The organism is Candidatus Palauibacter soopunensis, assembly GCF_947581735.1.
GTDB lineage: Bacteria > Gemmatimonadota > Gemmatimonadetes > Palauibacterales > Palauibacteraceae > Palauibacter > Palauibacter soopunensis.
Window position 1 is genome coordinate 111,642 of record NZ_CANPVT010000008.1, and the last position, 20,472, is coordinate 132,113.

The window sequence follows — 20,472 nt, forward strand, 5'->3', positions numbered from 1 at the left end:
CAGTCATGAAGATCCGATCGTTGGCCGCCACCCTGGCCGCCTTCACCGTCCTGGTCTCGATCGTCGGTCCCGCGGCGCTCGCCGCACAGGGATTCGGCACTTCGGTGCTCGTGGCCGGGGGCGGAGTTCTGGTGGGGGAGCCCACCTCCGAGCGTGAGCCCGGAAGCGTCCGCGTCTTCCGAGACGGCCGCTGGACGGAGGTCCAGGCGCTGTACGCGCCGGACTCGGCGGCACGAGATGGCTTCGGGGCAGCGCTGGCGGCCGGCGGTCCGCACCTGTTCGTGGGCGCACCGGGGGCGGGCGCCGTGCACGTGTTCGAGCGCGAGGGTGCCGAATGGCGGCACGCCGCGGAGATCTCCTCGCCCGGCCTGGAGGCGTTCGGGCGTTCGCTGGCCGCCGGGGACACGCACCTCCTCGTCGCGGCCGCGGACGGCGCGGGCGGGCAGGACGTCGTCGTTGCCTACCGGCGCGTGAACGGAGGCTGGGAGGAGGAAGCACGCCTGGCAGCGGATGGCGCGCCGGCGGGGTTCGGGGCTTCGATCGCGCTCGGCGGCGACCTCGCGCTGGTCGGCGCGCCGCTCGTCGCTGAGGGTCGCGGCGAGGCGTACCTCTTCGGCTTCGAGGCGGACGCGGGCTGGCAGCGCGTCGCGCGGCTCGGCGGCGAGGGCGGAGACGCGGGGCGCGCGTTCGGGTCGGCGGTCGCGTTCGCGGGCGAGGAGGCGCTGGTCGGCGCGGCCGGTCAGGATGCCGGGCTCGGCGCCATCCACCGGTTCGCGAGGGACGCCGCCGGGGAGTGGCAGCTCGCGGAGACCGTGGCGCCCGACAACGCGGCCCCCACCGCGTTCGGCGCCGCGCTCGCCGTGCACGGCGCCACCGCGTGGGTCGGCGCGCCCCTGGCCGGCGGAAGGGGTCTCGTGTACCGGATGGAACGCTCCGAGGACGGCTGGACCGTTGAAGCCGGGTTCGACATGCCGGGCCGGGAACCGGTCCAGGTGGGACGCGTGGTGGCCGCGGGGAGCGGCCGGGTGGTCGCGGGTCTGCCCGCCGACGACTTCGGGGCCGGGTCCGCCGTGCTCATGGACATCCGGTCCAGCAGGTTGGTCCGTCTCGCGAGCGAGCAGGTCGGGCTCTCCTCGATCTCGGGCGGCCAGATCGACTGCGAAGAGGGGCTCGCGGAGGGCTTCGACTGCGACCGCGTGGACCTCCTGTCCTTCATTCCGCGGGAAGAACTCGGCGCCCCCCGCGGCGTCCGCCTCAACGACGTGTGGGGCTGGACCGATCCGGCGACGCAACGGGAATACGCGCTCGTGGGCCGCATGGACGGCATCGCGTTCGTCGACGTCACGGATCCGTTCAACCCGCGGTATCTCGGCAACTTCGCCAAGACGCCCGGGAGCCGGTCGAACACGTGGCGCGACATGAAGGTGTTCGGGGATCACATGTTCGTCGTCGCCGACGGGGCGGGACAGCACGGGATGCAGGTCTTCGACCTCACCCAGTTGCGCGACGTCACGGAGCCCCGGGAATGGAAGCCCACGGCGCTGTACGAGGAGGTCGCCTCGGTCCACAACGTCGCGATCAACGAGGAGACGGGCTTCGCGTACCTGGTGGGCGCCTCCGGCGGAGGCGAGACGTGCGGCGGCGGTTCGCACATCGTCGACATCAACGACCCGCTCAATCCCGTGTTCGTCGGCTGCTTCGCCCACCCGAACACCGGACGCCGCAACACCGGGAACTCGCACGACACGCAGTGCGTGATCTACCACGGCCCCGACGAGGACTACGCGGGCCGGGAGATCTGCGTGAACGCGAACGAGACGGCGATTTCGATCGCCGACGTGACGGACAAGTCGAACCCCGTCGCCGTGGCGCGGGCCGAGTACGCGAACGTGGCCTACGCGCACCAGGGCTGGCTCACCGAAGACCACGCCTACTTCTACTCCAACGACGAACTCGATGAGGTGAGCGGGCAGGTGGACGCGACGCGGACCCTCGTGTGGGATCTGCAAGACCTCGACGATCCGCTCCTCGTCCGGGAGTACTACAGCCCGACGAAGGTCACGGACCACAACCTCTACGTGCGCGGCGACCGCCTCTACATGTCGAACAACCGCGCCGGGCTGCGCGTGCTCGACATCAGCGACCCCGAGAATCCGACCGAGGCGGGCAGCTTCGATACCACGCCCTGGGGCGAGGACGCGGCCGGCTTCGACGGCACGTGGAGCGTCTATCCGTACTTCGAGAGCGGGACGATCCTGCTCTCGAGCCGGCGCGAGGGGCTGTTTCTCGTGAAGGCGCGGGCAGAGCGGCTTGTCCCCTGACCCATGTGTTCCGTCCTCGGCATCTTCGAGATCGAACCCGGCGCGACGGGCCTCCGCCGCCGGGCGCTCGACCTTTCGCGGCGCCAGCGGCACCGCGGGCCGGACTGGAGCGGCATCTACGCGGGCGAGCGGGCTATCCTGGCCCACGAACGGCTCTCCATCGTCGACGTGGAGAGCGGGGCGCAGCCCCTGTTCGGCCCGGACCGCACGACGGTGCTCGCGGTCAACGGGGAGATCTACAACCACACGGAGCTGGAGCAGGGCGTGGCGCGCGGCTATCCGTTCCGCACCCGCTCGGACTGCGAGGTCATCCTCGCCCTGTACCAAGGGCGGCCCGACGCCGCCGCGGAGTGGCTCAACGAGCTGAGCGGGATCTTCGCCTTCGCGCTCTACGATGAGACGCGCGACCGCTACCTGATCGCGCGCGATCCGATCGGCGTCATGCCGCTCTACACGGGACGGGACGCCGACGGACGCTTCTACGTGGCCTCCGAGATGAAGGCGCTCATCGACACCTGTCCGGAGATCCACGACTTCCCGCCGGGCCACATGCTCGACAGCGGTGACGGTAACGGCCAGCCGGTGCCGTACTACCGGCCGGGGTGGCGCGAGTACGACCACGTGGCGGACGGGCCGACGGATCCCGCGCGGGTGCGCGACGCGCTGGAGGAGGCGGTGCACCGGCAGCTGATGTCGGACGTCCCGTACGGCGTCCTCCTCTCCGGCGGCCTCGACTCGTCCATCATCTCGGCCCTGGCCATGAAGTTCTCGCGCCGGCGCGTGGAGACGGGGGATGCGGAGGAGGCCTGGTGGCCGCGGCTGCATTCGTTCGCCGTCGGGCTCGAGGGGTCGCCGGACGTGGCGGCGGCGCGGGCGGCAGCGGACGCGATCGGCACGGTGCATCACGAGATCGTCTATACCCTTCAGGAGGGACTCGACGCGGTCTCCGAGGTCATCCGCCACCTGGAGACGTTCGATGTGACGACGGTGCGGGCGTCCACGCCGATGTACCTCATGGCGCGCCGCATCAAGGCGATGGGGATCAAGATGGTGCTCTCGGGCGAGGGCGCCGACGAGGTCTTCGGGGGCTACCTCTACTTCCACAAGGCCCCCGACGCGCGGGCGTTCCACGAGGAGACCGTCCGCAAGCTCGATCAGCTCCACAAGTACGACTGCCTGCGCGCGAACAAGTCGATGGCGGCCTGGGGCGTGGAGGCGCGCGTCCCCTTCCTCGACCGCGAGTTCCTCGATGTCGCCATGGCCCTCGATCCGGAGTCGAAGCGGCCGGCGGACGGACGCATGGAGAAACACATCCTGCGCGAGGCGTTCGAGGGACTCCTCCCCGACGAGATCCTGTGGCGGCAGAAGGAGCAGTTCTCCGACGGCGTGGGCTATTCCTGGATCGACAGCCTGAAGGAGATGGCCGAGGGCGAGATCGGCGACGGGCAGCTCGCGAGGGCGGCGGCGCGGTTCCCCACCAACACGCCGCTCACGAAGGAAGCGTACCTCTACCGCTCCATCTTCGCGTCGCACTTCCCGGGCGAGCCGGCCGTCCGCTGCGTCCCGGAGGGCCCGAGCATCGCGTGCAGCACGCCCGCTGCGATCGCCTGGGACCCCGCCTTCGCGGACATGGCGGATCCCTCGGGCCGCGCCGTGCAGGGCGTCCACGCCCACAGCTACTGACGGTCCATCGTTTGCGTGGCCCCTCGCGGGGCGGGCATCTTGAGGTCATCCCGGTGGATTCTCCCGACGACAAACTCCCGGATGACGAAGGTCGAACGATGAAGACCCCTGCCAGTCTTGCCGAACTCCGGTTGACCGCCCTTCTCGCACTCTGCGCCGGTGCGCTCGCGGTGAGTCCGCCCGCCGTGGCGCAGGAGGCGGTATCGGTCGAGATCGTGCCGGGTGCGGTGTCGCTCGACGTGGGGGAGGAGGTGACGCTCACGGCGCGCGTCCTAGATGCGGAGGGCAACACGGTCGATGCCCAGGTTCTGTTCTTCCCGTCGTTCGCGGACGGACGGAGCGGGAGCGCGCGGCAGAGCATCGACGTGGACCGGGCGACGGGCCGGATCAGAGCGGTCAAGGGCGGTGAGTTTCTGATCTCCGCCATCGTCGCGACGGCGCGTGGCCTGCGCGGGGAGGCCATGGTGAGCGTGGCCTTTCCGCCGCTCGACCGGATCGATGTGACGCCTTCCGGCGGGTCGACGTATGTCGGCGTCGCGACGCGTCACCGGGCCACGCTGCTCGACACCGCGGAGGACGAGCGTGACGGCGAGATCCGCTGGTCCACCTCCGACGAGGGCGTCGCGACCGTGGACCGCTTCGGCATCCTCACGGCGCACGCGCCCGGACAGGTCGTGCTGCAGGCGGAAGCGGAGGGGATCGCCGCGGAGGTCCGCTACGACGTCAGGGACAACCCCGCCGCTCGCCTGACGGTGTCCGGGAGCGCGGAGCGGGCGCGAACGGGCGACGTGGTGCGTTTCGAGGCGACGGTCGAGGATGCGATGGGCGGCGCGGTGGGCGACCTCCCGGTCACCTGGACCGTGATGTCGGATCCCTTCATCGAGGCGACGGCCGACATTCCTCCGGCGGAGATCGATGAGAAGGGCCGGTTCGTGGCCTACTTCCCCGGCGTGTACACGGTCGTCGCCAACGTGCCCGGCCGCGCCGCGCGCACCGCGCTGGAAGTCCATCCGCGGCACGCCTCGCAGGAAGTCACGTTCGTGGGGCAGGGACAAGTCAACAACGAGCGCACCTCGGACCTGTGGGTGTGGGAGGGAGTCGATCGTCGCGACTACGCGATCACCGGCACGCACGCCGCGGCGGGGGCCGTCTATTTCTGGGATGTGACGGATCCGGCGAGCCCCGTCCTCACGGACTCCGTCGTCGTCGATGCGCGCACGACGAACGATGTGAAGGTGAGCGAGGACGGGGAGATCTGCGTGATCTCGCGCGAGGGCGCCTCGAATCGGCGCAACGGGATCGTCATCCTCGACTGCCGGAACCCGCGGGACGTGACGACGATCTCCGTGTTCGACGACGAGCTCACGGGCGGCGTCCACAACCTCTTCATCCACGAGGGTCACGTGTACGCGGTGAACAACGGGCGCCGCTTCGACGTGATCAACATCGAGGACCCGGCCAGCCCGCACCGCGTGGGCCGGTTCGAACTCGACACGCCGGGGCACGCGATCCACGACATCTGGATCGTGGACGGGATTGCGTACACGTCGAACTGGGGCGACGGGGTCGTGCTCATTGACGTCGGGGGCGGCGACCGCGGTGGCTCGCCGTCCAACCCGGTGGAGATCGCGCGCTTCCGCGACATCGGCGGGCGGACGCACGCGGCCTTCCCGTACCGGAGTCCGACGGGACGCTTCTACGTGTTCATGGGGGACGAGGCGGGGCGCCCGGGCTTCGACGGACAGGACCCGGAACGCACGCCGCAGTTCATGTCGGGCTACATCCACGTCGTCGACTTCACGGATCCCGCGAACCCGGAGGAGGTCGCGCGCTACGAGATCCCCGAAGCGGGCTCGCACAACATGTGGATCGAGGACGACAAGCTCTACGCCGCGTTCTACAACGGCGGGCTGAGGGTGCTCGACATCTCCGGGGAACTGAAGGGGAACCTGGGCGAGCAGGGCCGGGAGGTCGCGCGCTACATGGCGTACGATCCGGACGGCGTGGTGGCGAACGCGCCCTTCACCTGGGGCCCCCAGATCCACAAGGGGAACCTCTTCTTCGCGGAGTACTTCAGCGGGCTGTGGGCGGTGAAGCTCCAGCCGCGCCAGGAACTCGTCCCGTAACGGGATTGAACTCCGTGAGAATATCCGCCCGGATCAACGGCATCGCGTGGTCCGGAGAGGTGGAGCCGCGGCTGCTCCTGTCGGACTTCCTGCGCGCCGAAGTCGGGCTTACGGGCACGCACGTCGGGTGCGAACACGGGGTGTGCGGGGCGTGCACCGTGCAGCTGGACGGGGAGCCCGTGCGGGCCTGCCTCATGTTCGCGGTGCAGGTCGACGGGCACGAAGTGACGACCGTCGAGGGGCTCGCCGCGACGGCGCCGGGGCAAGCGATCTCCGTCGAACAACTGCACCCGGTCCAGCAGGCCCTGCACGAGGCGCACGGTCTGCAGTGCGGCTTCTGCACGCCGGGGATCCTGATGACGGCGGAGGCCTTCCTGCGCGACAACCCGGCGCCTGCGCGGGAGGAGATCCGCGAGGCGGTGTCCGGCCACCTGTGCCGCTGCACGGGCTACCACAACATCGTGGAGGGGGTCGCGCTCGCGGCCGAGCGCCTCGCGGGGGACGGCCCCGGCGCCGACCGGGACGGTGGGGACCCTTGAGCCGGACGGACCGCGCATGAGCCGGGCGGGCGGGACGTGGGTCGGGGCGCGGGTGCCGCGCAACGAGGACGCGCGGTTGCTGACCGGCCGCGCGCAATTCGTGGAAGACGTGGAGCCGGCGGGGGCGCTGCACGCCGCCTTCGTACGCAGCGACCTGCCGGCCGGACGGCTGCGCGGACTCGACGTGGAGAGCGCGCGGGCGCACCCCGGCGTCCACGCCGTGTTCACGGCCGCCGATCTCGGTCCGCTCCTCCGGCCCGGCTCGGTACTCGTGCCGCCGCCGCCGCTCGAAGGATTGGTGTTCCACGCGCGCACCGCGCTCCCCCTCGTCCGCGAGCGGATCCGGCACCAGGGCGAGGCGCTGGCGATGATCGTCGCGGACAGCCGTTACGTGGCCGAGGACGCGGCCCAGCTCGTGGAGGCCGACATCGAACCGCTCGATCCCGTCGTGGATCTCGGGCGGGCGCTCGATGACGACGCACCGCGGATCCACGACGACCTTCCGTCGAACCTCGCGGCGCACGTCCGGCAGACGAAGGGGGACTACGCCGCCGCCCGCGCGCGGGCCGACCTCGTCCTGGAGCGCCGCTTCTCCTACGACCGGGGGATCGGGGGCGCGATCGAGAACCGGGCCGTCGTGGCGGAGTGGGATGCGCGGGCCGACCGGCTGCAGGTATGGGACACGACGCAGGCCCCCATTCCGGTGCGCAACGTCGTGGCCGCCGCCCTCGGCCTGTCGGAGTCGCAGGTGCGGTTCATCGCCCCCTTCGTGGGCGGCGGGTTCGGCCCGAAGATCATGTTCTATGCGGAGGAGATCCTCGTCCCCTGGGCCTCGATTCAACTGGGGCGACCGGTGAAGTGGGTCGAGGACCGCTACGAGAACTTCTTCGCCACCACCCAGGAGCGCGGACAGCTGCACGAGGCGGAGATCGCGGTGACGCGCGAGGGCCGGATCCTGGGCGTGCGGGACATTTTCATCCACGATTCGGGTGCGTACGACCCCTACGGTCTCACGATCCCGATCAACACCCAGTGCACGCTTCTCGGACCCTACCGGGTGCCGAGCTACGAGAGCGAGTTCCGGGTCGCCTTCACGAACAAGCCGATCGTCACGCCCGTACGGGGGGCCGGCCGGCAGCACGGCGTGTTCATCATGGAGCGGCTGCTCGACCTCGCGGCCCGCGGCCTCGGCCTCGATCCGGTCGAGATCCGCCGCCGCAACGTGATCGGCCCGGACGAGTTCCCCTACAACCACGAGATCATGTACCAGGACTTCGCCCCGCTCCGGTACGACAGCGGGAGTTACGAGGAGTCGCTGGAGGAGGCCGTCCGTCTCGTCGGCCACGAGACGTTCCCGCGGGAACGCGAGCGGTCGCAGGCGGACGGACGCGTGGTCGGCGTCGGCGTCGTCAACTACGTGGAGGGGACGGGCATCGGTCCCTACGAGGGGGCGCGGATCACGGTCGAGCCCGGCGGGACGGTCCGGCTCGCGACCGGTGTGGGCACCCAGGGCCAGGGCCACTTCACCGCCTTCGCGCAGATCGTGGCCGACGCGGTCGGAGTTACGCCGTCCGACGTGCGGGTCGTGACGGGCGACACGAGCGACTTCCACTGGGGAACGGGCACGTTCGCGAGCCGCGGGGCGGTCGTGGCCGGCAACGCGATCCACGCCGCGGCACAGTCCGTGCGGGAGAAGATCCTGCGCCACGCCGCGAAGGCGCTCGAGGTCGATCCCGATGACCTCGAACTCGCCAATGGCGCCGCCCGCGTGCGGGGCGCCCCGGACCTTTCCGTCGATCTCGGCGCGCTCGCGCTGAGCGCCAACCCGCTGCGCGGGGCCGTGGAGCCGGGCACCGAGCCGGGGCTGGAGGCGACCTCGTACTTCGGCCCGCCGTACGGGACGACCGCGAACGGAACGCACGCCGTCGTCGTGGCGGTCGACCCCGAGACGGCCATGGTCGAGATCCTGCGCTACCTCGTCGTGCACGACTGCGGGACGGTGATCAACCCGACGATCGTGGAAGGCCAGATCCACGGCGGCGTCGCGGCGGGAATCGGCAACGCCTTCTACGAGGAACTCGTGTTCGACGAGTTCGGGGGGACGAGCAACGCTTCGTTCATGGACTACCTGCTCCCGACATCGACGGACGTCCCCGCGATCGAGACGGCCCACCTCGAGACGCCTTCAACGCTGAATCCCCTGGGGACGAAGGGAGTGGGGGAGGGCGGCGCGATCCCGGTCGCGGCCGCCTTCGCGCAGGCCGTCGAGGATGCGCTGGCGGACGTCGCTCCGGGACTGGAGATCCTCGACATCCCGTTGAGCCCCGGCCGTCTGTTCGAACTTCTGCGGGCGCACCGCGAGCCACGGCCGGCGTCGCGTTCGGAGCCGGCGGGAGGGCCGTCGTGAAGCCGCCGGCTTTCGAGTACGTGGCGGCGGCCGACCTCGATGAGGCGCTGGAGACGCTCGCGGAACCGTCGCTCGAGACGCGGCCTCTCGCGGGCGGACAGAGCCTCGTGCCGATGCTCAACTTCCGTCTCGCGGCGCCGGAACGTCTCGTGGACCTGAACGGGATCGAAGAGTTGTCGCGAATCGAAGAGACGGGGGACGGAGGGCTGCGTCTCGGCGCCATGGTCCGGCATCGCCAACTGGAGTCCGATCCGCTCGTCGCGCGGCGGGTCCCGCTCCTGGCGGAGGCGGCGCCCTTCATCGCACACCCCCAGATCCGCTCGCGGGGCACCGTGGGCGGATCCGTGGCGCACGCCGATCCGGCCGCGGAACTGCCCGCCGTCCTCCTCACGCTCGGGGCGCGGGTCCGGATCGTGCGCCGCTCACGGGGCGGAGAGCCCGGCTCCAGGGTGGAGCGGACCCTCGATCTGGACGATTTTTTCCTCGGCCCGTTTTTCTCCGCGCTCGAGCCCGATGAACTCCTCACGGCCATCGACGTGCCTCCGTCCGCCCCGGGAGAAGGGACGGCCTTCGACGAGGTGGCCCGGCGCCGGGGCGACTACGCCCTCGCCGGCGTGGCGGCGCGCGTGCGGCTGAACTCCGGCGGGGTGTGCGAAGACGCCGCCATCTCGCTCGTGAACGGGGGATCCACCCCCTGTCTGATGAGAGAAGCCGCGCAGGCGCTCGTCGGCGCCGAGCCGACGCTCGAAGCGCTCGAAGCCGCCGCGGCCACGTGCGCGGAGACGTCCGAACCCGCCGCCGACATGCACGCGAGCGAGGCGTACCGCCGACACCTGATCCGCGTGCTGACGAAGCGCGTGCTGTCGCGCGCGGCGGATCGCGCCCGGACTTGACCGGCCCCGCGCTCTTCCACCCGTCTGCGGAGCGGTCGGATCGGGTCGCCGTGCTCTCGGGTGGCGCGGCCCGCACGTACGGCGAACTCGAAGCGCAATCGCGGCGGCAGGCCCGACATCTCCTTGCCGACGCCGATGCCGCCGATCTGGACGGGGCCCGGGTCGGTTTCCTCATGGAGCCGGGATTCGACTACGTCGTCACCCAGTGGGCCATCTGGCGCGCCGGCGGGATCGCCGTCCCCCTCTGCCCGGACCATCCCGCGCCCGAGATCGAATACGTGATCGACGACGCGGACTGCGCCGCGCTCATCGGGGCCGGAGGGACGGGACGTCGCATCGAGGGCCCCGCGCAGGCGCGCGGCATCCCGTTCCACGACGCAGCCGACTCGGACGCGGGCTTCTCCGCGTCCGACCCGCCCGACCCGCGTCCGCTGCCGCCGGTCGGGACGAATCGGCCGGCAATGATCCTCTATACCAGCGGCACGACCGGACGTCCCAAAGGGGTCGTGACGACGCACGGCCAGATCGAGGCGCACATCCGGTCGCTGCTCGACGCGTGGAGGTGGGGGCGCGACGACCGCGTCCTCCACGTCCTCCCCCTCCACCACACGCACGGGATCGTCAACGCGCTCTGCTGTCCGCTCTACGCGGGGGCCACGGTGGAGTTCGCCGGGCCGTTCAATCCGGCAGGCGTCTGGGAGCGGCTCGCCTCGGACGACATCACCGTGTTCATGGCCGTGCCGACGATCTACGCCAAGCTCCTGCGAGCCTGGGATGCCGCGGATGGCTCGACGCGCCGGCGATGGTCGCGGGGCGCGGGCGCGCTCCGGCTCATGGTGTCGGGGTCGGCGGCTCTCCCCGTGCGCGTGTTCGAGCGCTGGGAGGAGATCACGGGGCACCGTCTCCTCGAGCGCTACGGCATGACGGAGATCGGCATGGGGCTCTCGAATCCGTACGACGGCGAGCGGCGGCCGGGCACCGTGGGCCAGCCTCTTCCCGGCGTCGGCCTGCGTCTCGTGCGCCCGGCCACGGGGCGCGTGCTCGCGGAAGGCACGGAAGCCCTGGAACCGGGAGAATCGGGCGAGATCCGGATCCGCGGCGCCATGGTGTTCTCCGAATACTGGCGGCGTCCCGAAGAGACGGCGGCCGCCTTCGTCGACGGGTGGTTCCGGACCGGAGATGAGGCGGTCCTCGAGGACGGCTACTACCGTCTTCTGGGGCGCCGCTCCGTCGACATCCTCAAGAGCGGCGGCTACAAGATCTCGGCGGTCGAGATCGAGGAACTGCTGCGCACGCACCCGGCGGTGAGGGACTGCGCCGTCGTCGGAATCCCGGACGATGACTGGGGCGAGCGGATCGCCGCCGCGGTCGTCCCCGAGCCCGGCACGGCGTCGCAATCGGACTCGCTCCCCGAGCGGCTGGATCCGTGGGTCCGGGAGCGGCTCGCGCGCTACAAGGTGCCCCGCGCCTGGCTCTGCGTCGGAGACCTGCCGCGGAACGCGATGGGCAAGGTGCGGAAGCCCGCCGTGCAGGCCCTCTTCGACATCCCGTCCGCGCCGTCGTGACTCCTTGCCACGGGCCGCCGGCCCCCGGCATTGCGTTCCCCGACCGGATGGGGGAGCGTACGCCCGTTGGTCCTCGCCGCTTCAACCTCGAACCGAGTGGAGCCGATCGCCCATGAAACTCTACGATCTCTCGCAGCCCCTCAATCAGGACTGCTTCTTCTGGCCGTACTATCCCCCGTTCGAGGTCAAGTACATCAAGCGCAAGGTCGAACACGGCGTGAACGCGCAGTACATCCAGACCTCGAACCACATGGGCACGCACCTCGATGCGCCCCGCCACTTCGTGACGAACGGGATGACGATCGACGAGATCCCCTTGGAGTGGCTGTATGGCGACGGCGTCATCGTCGACCTGCGCGACGAGATGAGCGACCTCGCCGTGTACACGCCCGAGATGATCGAATCGAGGGTGGAGATCCGCGATGGAGACCTCCTGATCCTGCACACGGGCTGGGAGCGCTTCGCCCAGTTCGGCGCCGACGCGAACGAGGAGCGCTACGTCCATACCCACCCCGGCGCGCACCCGGACATGGTGCAGTGGCTCATCGACCGGAAGATCAAGGTCTGGGGCGTGGATGTGATCTCCACGGATCATCCCATGAACCTCCCCATCGGGAGATTCCTCGGAAAAGGCACGTTCGGACACTGCGACCGCGTGCGGGCAATGGCCGAAAAGGTGTTCGGCGGGGCCGAGGCCGTGGAGGAACTGTTTCCCGAGGAGCACTATCAGCTCACGCACAATGCGCTCTTCCCGCACAACTGCATGCACATAGAGAACCTCGGCGGCCGGATCGCCGCTCCGGAACTGCAGAACCGGCGGCTCACCATCGGGTGCTTCCCCTGGAAGTTCAAGGGAGGAGAAGCCGCCTTCTGCCGCGTGGTGGCGTTCCTCGAGGAATAGTTGGCAATGGACGGTCGGGCGGACACGAGTGCCCGAGGAAGTCTTAAGACGGAGAGGTGGAACATGACGATCGCCAACCGTGCGCGGACGAACGCATCGCCGCTGCTGTCGCTCCTTCTGTCGTTCGGTTTCCTGTCGCAGGCCGCGGCCCCGCTGGAGGCGCAGAGCCTCTCATGGGAGGGACTGCTCGACTACATGGAGCAGATCCGCAACGACAACGACCTTCCCGGGCTGTCCGTCGCGGTGGCGGTGGACGGGGAGATCGTCTTCTCCGAGGGCGTGGGCGTCGCCGAATTGGACAACCGCACGCCGGCAACAGGCCGGACCGTCCACAACGTGGGATCGGTGTCGAAAGTGCTGGCCGTGGTCGGTCTCATGCAGCTCGTCGAGCAGGGGAAGGTGGATCTCGACGCGACGCTCCAGACGTACATGCCCTGGTATCCGGAGCGGGCCTTCCCGATCACGGTGCGCCACATCCTCACGCACACCTCCGGCATCCGGCACTACAACGGCGTCGAGTTCGGCCCTCACGACCTGCTCAGTCTGCGGCACTACGACACCTTCGAGGAGGCGACGGAGCTGTGGCGCGACGACCCCCTTGCCTACGACACCGACTCCGGGTGGATGTACTCCTCGCACGCGCACAACCTCCAGCACGGGATCGTCGAGGCGGCCTCCGGAATGGACTACGAGGAATACCTCAAGCGCTACGTGTGGGAGCCGGCGGGGATGTTCGCCACCCAGTTCGACGTCCCGTCGCGGGTGGTGCAGAACCGCGGCCGCGGCTACGTCCGGGGCGAGTCCGGCCGCTTCATCAACGCCCCGCCGGAGGATCCGAGCTACAAGTACGCCGGCGGCGGCATCATCTCGAACGTGGAAGACCTCGTCCGCTTCGCGATCGCGATCAACGACGGGCGCCTGCTCGCGCCGGAGACCGTGGCCGAAATGCACCGGCCGCAACTCGAGCCGGGGATTCGGGAGATCGATCCGTCGTCGCCGGACGGACTGGGCGATCCGATCGCGCACGAACAGGCGCTCGCATGGTTCATCCGCACGGATCCGAAGGGACGCCGCTATCCGAGCCACACGGGAACGGTGAAGGGGACGCGGTCCTTCCTGGCGAACTTCGACGACTACGGCGTCGTCGTCGCGCTCCAGACGAACGCGCTCCCCTTCGACTCGGCGAGGTACGGGGAAGCGATCGCCCAGATGTTCCTGCCTTAGCAGCCCGTGGCAGGGAAAATTCGTCCGCCGTGACGGAACACCGCGATCCGGCGCTGCTGGCGGCCCGGGAACAGGCCCGGCGCATCCGCGCGGGCGCGCTCAGCGCGGCCGACCTGCTCCGCGCCTGCCTGACCCGCGTCGAACGGCACAACGGGGAACTCAACGCGGTCGTCACCCTGAACCCCGCCGCGGAGGCGGAGGCGGCCGCGGTCGACGCGGCCCTCGCGGACGGCACGGATCCGGGATCCCTCGCGGGGCTCGTCGTCGGCATCAAGGACGTGACCGAGACGGCGGACCTGCGCACGACGTACGGCTCGCCGCTCTTCGCGGAGCACGTGCCCAAGGAGGATGCGCTCGTGGTGCGCCGCCTGCGCGAGGCCGGCGCGGTGATCCTTGGCAAGACGAATACGCCGGAGTTCGCGGCGGGCGGAAACACCTGGAACGAAGTTTTCGGCGTGACTCGGAATCCGTGGAATCCCGCCCTCAGCGCGGGGGGGTCCACGGGAGGCGGAGCCGTCGCTCTCGCGACGGGAATGATCTCGCTCGCGCAGGGCACCGATCTCGGCGGCTCGCTGCGGATCCCGGCCTCGTTCTGTGGAATCGCGGGCCTTCGCCCCACGCCGGGGCTCGTCCCGACAGTGCCGGCGGCCTACCTGTGGGATGACCTGCAGTCGACCGGTCTGATGGCACGGGACCCCGAGGACGTCGCTTTCGGGCTCCGCGCGATCTCGGGATCCGATCCGGCCTCGCCGGTCTGCGCTCCCGAGCCGCCCTGGCCGGAACCCGGCACCGCCGATCTCGCCGGAGGCCGCTGGGCGTATTGCGGTGACATCGCGCGCATCGGAATCGACAGTGGCGTGGAGGCGGCATGCCGCGAGGCGCTGGCGTCGCTTCGCTCGGCGGGCGCGCAGGTCGAGGAGACGGATCTCGACCTCTCCTGGGCGTGGGATGCGTTTCTCGTCCTCCGCGGGCACTGGTTCGTGTCCCATTTCGAGGCGGAACTTCACCGGATCGACGCCTTCGGGCCCAACGTATCGGCGAATCTCCGCTCCGGACTTTCTCTGACCCCGGCCGAGATCGGGGCGGCCGAGAACGTGCGCCGCCGGGTGAGACAGGAGCTTCTCGCCCTCCTCGAACGCTACGACGCGCTCCTGACGCCGTGCATGGCGATCCCGCCCTTCCCGGCGGAGCAGAACTTTCCGGAGACGGTCGGAGAGCGGCCGATGAAGACGTACGTGGACTGGATCGCCCCGACCTTCCTGCTCTCGATGCCCGGTCTGCCCATCGCCTGCGTCCCGGCGGGTCTGGATTCGGCGGGGCTGCCGGTCGGGCTGCAGGTCGTCGGGCCTCCGCGCGGGGAGGGGCAGGTGCTTGCGATCGGATCCGCCATCGGCAGGGCACGCCCCATCGGCCTGCCGCCAGTGGTCGCCGACGACTGAAGCGGGCGGCGAGACGTTTCCGCGGGAACGTTCCGGGCTAGATTCCACGCTCGCGGCTGCCGCCGCCCATCACCCGAACCCCCGAGAATCGATCATGATGATGTCAAAAGACCGCGCCGTTTCGGAGTTGTCCGGCGAGGGACTCGACGCCTGCGTCCGTTTTCTTCAGCGGCTCATCCGCACGCAGTCGATGCCCGGCGAAGAAGGCGAACTGGCGATGCTCGTCGCCGCGGAGATGCGCGCGCTCGGCTACGACGAAGTCGAGCATGACGCGGCGGGCAACGTCATCGGTCTCCTCCGGGGAACCGGCGACGCCCCCTCGGTGATGTTCAACACCCACCTCGACCACGTGGACGCCGGGGATCCGGCGGACTGGCCCCATGATCCCTATGGCGGCGAGATACACGACGGCCTCCTGTGGGGGCGGGGCGCGATCGACATCAAGGGACCGCTCGCGGCGCAGGTGCACGGCATCGCCCGCCTCATCGCCGCCGGGCAGCGCCCTCCGGGCGACGTCTATGTGACGGGCACGGTTCAGGAAGAAGTCGGTGGTCTCGGCGCCCGCTACATGGCGGACACGCTGCGCCCCGACCTGGTCCTGATCGGCGAGCCCAGCCGGAACGAGGTCCGTCGCGGACACCGGGGCCGGATCGAACTCCGCGTCCGGGTGCGGGGGAAGATGGCTCACGCGTCGATGACCGACATCGGCCGCAACCCGCTGACGGTGCTCGGCCGGTTCCTCGCGGCGCTGGAAGACGTCGACCTCGCGTACGATCCCGATCTGGGCACCTGCTCGATCGCCCCGACGCTCATCGGGACCGACCAGACGAGCGGTAACGTCATCCCCGGCCTGGCGGAAGTCACGCTCGACTGCCGCACCGTGACCGGGCAGGACGCGGCCTCGCTGCGGGAACAACTCCTTCCGGTGCTGCGCGCGTGCGAGATCGAGGGGTCGAGCAGCGACATCCTGATCCCGCAGCACGAGCGCTCGAGCTATGCGGGATACGAGATGACGTATCCGGCCGACAACCCGGCCCTTTCGCTACCCGCCGACCACGACGCGGTCCGCACGGCGGTCGAGGTCCTGGCCGGCCCGCTCGGGGCCGAGCCGCCCGTCGACATATGGGACTTCGCGACCGACGGCGGACACTTCGGGCTCGCGGGCATGACCGTGGTCGGCTTCGGACCCGGAGACGATCGGCTGGCCCACACCGTCAACGAGCATATCGTGATCGACGAACTGGCGACGGGCATCCGCGGCAACGCGGCCCTCGCGTTCCGCTGGCCGGCCCAGTACGCAAGTGCGGCCTGATGCGCCGCCGAAGAATCCCGGCGCCAACGGTTTGTGACCCGCGGTCCGCCGGGGGCGTCTGGTATCCGGGTACACGCGAGTCAACCAGGAGGAGGTCTGGAATGAAGCGGCGGACAGTTGCGGGTGCGGCATTGGGGCGACGGGCTCTCGTGGCTTCGGCGGCGTTCCTGGCGCTTCACGGCGTGTCGGGCGCCGGGGCGTTGGCGGCTCAGGAGTCGCACACGTGTGAGGATCGCGCCGGGCTCCGCGTCGAAGTGCTGGACGCGACGGGAATGGTGCGGGTGAGCGGCGCCGACGTGCGGATTCGCTGGGTCGACGTGGTCCGCAGTCCCGTGCGCAAGGGTGCCGGCGATGACGGCCACGTGACGTTCTGCGCTCCGAGGGACGCCACGAAGGCGACGGTGTGGGCGGAGACCCGCGACGGGTCGAGCGAGCAGGCGTCCGTCGCGCTGATCCCCGGCGAGACGAGCGCGGTCGAACTCCGGATGCTGGGAGAGGACTATCCGGGGCGCCTCGAAGGGCGGGTGTTCGACGCCGTAACGAATGACCCGATCACGACCGCTGCCGTGACCGTGGCCGGTCGCCGGGCCGCCGTCGAGACGGACCGTTGGGGACGGTACATCCTCACGGGCATCCCCGCGGGAGCGAAGGAATTCCAGGTCCGCCGCATGGGGTACGAACCCCTCGACTACGTCGTCACGGTCAAACCGGGACTCACCACGCAGGTGGACATCGGCCTCGTTCCGGACCCCGTCGAGATGGAGCCTCTCGTGGCGACGACGGTCCGATCGGACAGGCTCGAGAGCAAGGGGTTCTACGAGCGGCAGTTTTGGGGCGAGATGCTCGGTGTCGGCGAATTCCTCACGCCGGAATACCTGGAGCGCTGGCGTCCGATTCGCATGAGCCAGCTGCTCGAGCAACACACGATGCTGCGTCCGCGACTCGTACGCGCGGGCAGGACGTCGGGCACCTTCGGCGAATGCCTTCAGGTGTATCTCGACAACATCAACGTGAGCAATCTCGACGACGGCAGCGTGAACAATTTTCCGCTCAACTCGGTCGTTCTACCCAGCGAGGTCGCCGGCGTCGAGGTGTACCGTGCCTCCACGTCACTCCCGGACGGCCTGATGCGATTCGGGGTCGGGCGGTGCGCCCTCGTCCTGATCTGGACGCGGTAGTCGACTGGCCGGGGCCCGCTAGCGGTCGATGAACTCGGCGACGTGCGCGGGGGCGAGGCGCGCGGTGTGGCGGGAGACCGCGATCATGACGATCACGTTTCCGACCATGCCGTAGATGCCGGGGTGGACGCCGGCGGTCGCGGCGGCTGAGACGAGGTCCAGCCGCAGGGCCAGATCGAGGCAGAACGCGATGCCGCCGCCCGTCACCAGACCCCACAGCGCCCCCGCGCGCGTGACTCCCCGCCACAGGAAGGTCACGACCGTCAGCGGGAAGAGCTGCGCGATGAACCCGTAGCTGAGGAGCAGCAGGTCCACGAGGCTGAGTCCGGGGATCAGCGCGAGCCCGTAGCTGGCGGCGCCCACGAGGATCACCATGAGGCGGATCCAGCGCCGTTGCGCCGCGTCGTCGAGCGCGCCCGGCCGAAGGTTGCCCCAGAAGTCGCGCACCGCCACGGACCCTGCCGCATGCAGGAGCGCGTCTCCCGTGGACATCGAGGCTGCGAGCGCACCGGCGCAGAAGAGTCCCACGATGAGCGGCGGCAGCCCGATCTGCGCCGACGTCACGATCGTGGGCAGGATGGCGTCCGACGGCTCGACGCCGGGGAAGGCGAGCACGCCCGAGAAACCGATGAAGAGGATGGGGACGAGGAAGAGCGCGAAGGTCGGATAGTAGACAACCGTCCGCTTGAGCGTGTCCACGTCGCGGGCCGTGTAGATCTTCATGAAATAGTGCGGCCACACGCTGAAGCCGAAGGCGGAGATGGCGACGGAACTCGAGTAGGCGCCCCAGCTCCACGGCTGTCCGTCCGCCCCGAGTCCCGGCCCCCGCAGCATGTCCGGAAGCCCGGCCGCGATCGCGTCGAACATGGGCCCCACACCCCCGTGCAGCTTCGCCGGCAGGTAGAGGCCGAGCCCCCACGCGAGCACCATCATGAACATCCCCTGGAAGGTGTTCGTCCAGCCGACCCCCAGGACGCCGCTCCGGAAGACGTAGACGAGGACGACCCCGTACGCGATCGCGGACCCGGCCCACTGGGGGACGCGCCCCTCGGTCACCACGTTGAAGACGTATCCCGCCCCCTTCATCTGGATCACCAGGTAGGGGACGAAGGCGAAGACGGAGAGGACCGCGAGGATGGCCGGGATCGCGCGGCTGTCGAAGCGGTGCGCGAAAAGTTCGGCCTGCGTGACGTAGCCGAAGCGCCGGCCGAGGGCGGCGACGCGCGGGCCGAAGAAATACCACGGGACGAGCCCGACCGAGGCATAAGCGAGGATGTAGAAGGCCGCCGCCCCGCGCGAATAGGCCCAGCCCGGCCCGCCGAGGAAGGCGAACGCGCTGAACACCGAGGCGCCCATGATGAAGTAGAGGACGAGGAAGTTCAGCGAGCGGTCGCCCGCGACGTAACCCTCCGTGCTGTCCGAGGCGTGGCGGCCGGAGGCGAGCCCGATGGCGAGCGAGGCGAGCAGGTATCCGATCGTGACGAGGAAGACGACCAGCCAGGCCGGCATCAGCGGCTCGCGCCGTTCGGATCACCGTCGGCGGTCTCCCGCTTCCGTTCCCACAGGTAGTACCCGAAGAGAACGAAGAAGGAGAAGAGGAGCCCGACGACGACGTAGAACAGCGAGAACGGCATCGCGAGCACGCGAGGCTCGATGGTGGCGAACCGCGGGTATATGGGCCACACGAGTGCCACGAAGAGCAGCACGTAGAACACCGCGACGGCGATGGCGACGGGGTTGCCGTCGGGAGGCGTGGAGCGGCGTGGTTCGTCCATCGCCGCAAAAGGCCGGCCGTGAAGGACCCGGTCAAGACTTGCGGCACGGTTGAGCGGCGGGCTCGATCGAACGATCTTACCGCATGTCCCGCACGAAGCGAAGCCGCATGCGTTCGGCCGTGACCTCCGGCCTGCTCGTTGTCTGTCTCGCGCTGGCGCTTACGGCGTGCGGCCCGGGGGAGGCTGCATCCGGCGCCGCCGAAACCCCCGGTGCTGGTGAAACGGTGCCGTCCGCCGCGGGCACCGCGGTTGGAGGCGCCGATCTCTCCACGGGGACGCACGTCGTGTTGCTGGGGACGGGGACGCCCAATCCGGAGCCGGAGGCATCGGGCCCCGCCACCGCGGTACTCGTCGACGGACGGGCCTACATCGTGGACGCCGGCGTGGGTCTCGTACGACGCGCGGCGGAGGCGGCCGACCGCTACGGAGCCGAGGGCCTCACGGCGGCGCGGCTGGACATCGCCTTCCTCACTCATCTGCACAGCGATCACACGATCGGGTTGCCGGACCTGATCCACACGCCGTGGGTGGCCGAGCGGGAGGCGCCGCTGAAGCTGTTCGGCCCCGACGGGACGGCGGCGATGGCCGCGCACCTGACGGCCGCGTGGGAGGCGGACATCGAGAACCGGCTCAGCGGCGCGCAGCCGGCGACGCCGGACGGGTGGCGCGTGGAGGCGGTCGAGATCGACCCGGGGGTGGTCTACGAGGACGAGCGCGTCCGCGTGACCGCCTTCGCCGTGCCACATACGGGGTGGCCGGAGGCGTACGGCTTTCGGTTCGACGGTGGGGGGCGCTCGGTCGTGATCTCCGGCGACACGGCTCCGACCGAGGCGATCGTCGAGATCTGCGCGGGGTGCGACGTGCTCGTGCACGAGGTGTACTCGGCGACGACGTTCCGTGACCGTCCGCCGGAATGGCAGTCGTATCACGCCCAGGCCCACACGTCGACCGTCGAACTGGCGGCACTCGCCGTGCGGGCGCGCCCGGGGATCCTCGTCCTGCATCATCAGTTGGGCTGGGGAGCGACACCTGAGGAGATGGTCGCGGAGATTCGCGCCGCCGGCTACGACGGACCGCTCGCCTACGGCCGGGACCTGGACGTGTACTGA

The 20,472-nt window shown here is 70.0% G+C and carries 15 protein-coding genes; 13 read left to right on the forward strand and 2 right to left on the reverse strand.

Annotation, left to right across the window (positions count from 1 at the left end):
• Nucleotides 1-5 precede the first annotated feature (5 nt).
• The 12 genes from RN901_RS04555 to RN901_RS04610 all read left to right on the forward strand — a co-directional run bounded on the left by RN901_RS04555 (nt 6) and on the right by RN901_RS04610 (nt 17,588).
• On the forward strand, nt 6-2,321 hold the full coding sequence (locus RN901_RS04555) for a choice-of-anchor B family protein (protein WP_310756414.1): 2,316 nt from the start codon (nt 6-8) through the stop codon (nt 2,319-2,321).
• Between the two features lie 3 nt (nt 2,322-2,324).
• A complete protein-coding gene (asnB, locus tag RN901_RS04560; protein ID WP_310756416.1) occupies nt 2,325-4,004 on the forward strand; it encodes an asparagine synthase B in 1,680 nt (559 codons plus the stop codon).
• 98 nt (nt 4,005-4,102) lie between these two features.
• A complete protein-coding gene (locus tag RN901_RS04565) occupies nt 4,103-6,130 on the forward strand; it encodes an Ig-like domain-containing protein (RefSeq protein ID WP_310756418.1) in 2,028 nt (675 codons plus the stop codon).
• Nucleotides 6,131-6,135: 5 nt separating this feature from the next.
• The gene (locus RN901_RS04570) at nt 6,136-6,669 is read left to right on the forward strand and encodes a (2Fe-2S)-binding protein (RefSeq protein WP_345782352.1); all 534 of its coding nucleotides are present in this window, start codon (nt 6,136-6,138) and stop codon (nt 6,667-6,669) included.
• A 16-nt stretch (nt 6,670-6,685) separates the two neighbouring features.
• On the forward strand, nt 6,686-9,076 hold the full coding sequence (locus tag RN901_RS04575; RefSeq protein WP_310756422.1) for a xanthine dehydrogenase family protein molybdopterin-binding subunit: 2,391 nt from the start codon (nt 6,686-6,688) through the stop codon (nt 9,074-9,076).
• The gene (locus RN901_RS04580) at nt 9,073-9,969 is read left to right on the forward strand and encodes a xanthine dehydrogenase family protein subunit M (RefSeq protein WP_310756424.1); all 897 of its coding nucleotides are present in this window, start codon (nt 9,073-9,075) and stop codon (nt 9,967-9,969) included. The genes RN901_RS04575 and RN901_RS04580 overlap by 4 nt, the downstream gene beginning before the upstream one ends.
• Nucleotides 9,966-11,534 carry an acyl-CoA synthetase gene (locus RN901_RS04585; protein WP_310756426.1) on the forward strand — a complete coding sequence of 523 codons (1,569 nt, stop codon included), beginning with the start codon at nt 9,966-9,968 and terminating at the stop codon, nt 11,532-11,534. Before RN901_RS04580 ends, RN901_RS04585 begins: the two co-directional genes overlap by 4 nt.
• A 112-nt stretch (nt 11,535-11,646) precedes the next feature.
• Nucleotides 11,647-12,435: a cyclase family protein gene (locus tag RN901_RS04590; RefSeq protein WP_310756428.1), complete on the forward strand. Its 789-nt coding sequence runs from the start codon at nt 11,647-11,649 to the stop codon at nt 12,433-12,435.
• Between the two features lie 63 nt (nt 12,436-12,498).
• Nucleotides 12,499-13,659, forward strand: coding sequence for a serine hydrolase domain-containing protein (locus RN901_RS04595; protein WP_310756430.1), 1,161 nt, complete (start codon nt 12,499-12,501; stop codon nt 13,657-13,659).
• A gap of 29 nt (nt 13,660-13,688) precedes the next feature.
• Nucleotides 13,689-15,098 carry an amidase family protein gene (locus tag RN901_RS04600; protein WP_310756432.1) on the forward strand — a complete coding sequence of 470 codons (1,410 nt, stop codon included), beginning with the start codon at nt 13,689-13,691 and terminating at the stop codon, nt 15,096-15,098.
• Nucleotides 15,099-15,192: 94 nt separating this feature from the next.
• Complete coding sequence (locus tag RN901_RS04605; RefSeq protein WP_310756434.1) at nt 15,193-16,410, forward strand: M20/M25/M40 family metallo-hydrolase; 1,218 nt, start codon at nt 15,193-15,195, stop codon at nt 16,408-16,410.
• A gap of 101 nt (nt 16,411-16,511) precedes the next feature.
• Nucleotides 16,512-17,588, forward strand: a complete 1,077-nt coding sequence (locus RN901_RS04610) for a carboxypeptidase regulatory-like domain-containing protein (protein WP_310756438.1) — start codon at nt 16,512-16,514, stop codon at nt 17,586-17,588.
• Nucleotides 17,589-17,606: 18 nt separating this feature from the next.
• Here the strand turns inward: RN901_RS04610 and RN901_RS04615 are convergent, their stop codons facing one another.
• Both RN901_RS04615 and RN901_RS04620 read right to left on the reverse strand, forming a co-directional pair.
• Nucleotides 17,607-19,097 (reverse strand): sodium:solute symporter family protein, encoded by a 1,491-nt coding sequence (locus RN901_RS04615; RefSeq protein WP_310756440.1) that lies wholly within the window; start codon nt 19,095-19,097, stop codon nt 17,607-17,609.
• Nucleotides 19,097-19,363: a hypothetical protein gene (locus RN901_RS04620; RefSeq protein WP_310756442.1), complete on the reverse strand. Its 267-nt coding sequence runs from the start codon at nt 19,361-19,363 to the stop codon at nt 19,097-19,099. Before RN901_RS04620 ends, RN901_RS04615 begins: the two co-directional genes overlap by 1 nt.
• A gap of 83 nt (nt 19,364-19,446) precedes the next feature.
• On the opposite strand from RN901_RS04620, the gene RN901_RS04625 reads away from it, so the two are divergent.
• Nucleotides 19,447-20,472 carry an MBL fold metallo-hydrolase gene (locus tag RN901_RS04625; protein ID WP_310756444.1) on the forward strand — a complete coding sequence of 342 codons (1,026 nt, stop codon included), beginning with the start codon at nt 19,447-19,449 and terminating at the stop codon, nt 20,470-20,472.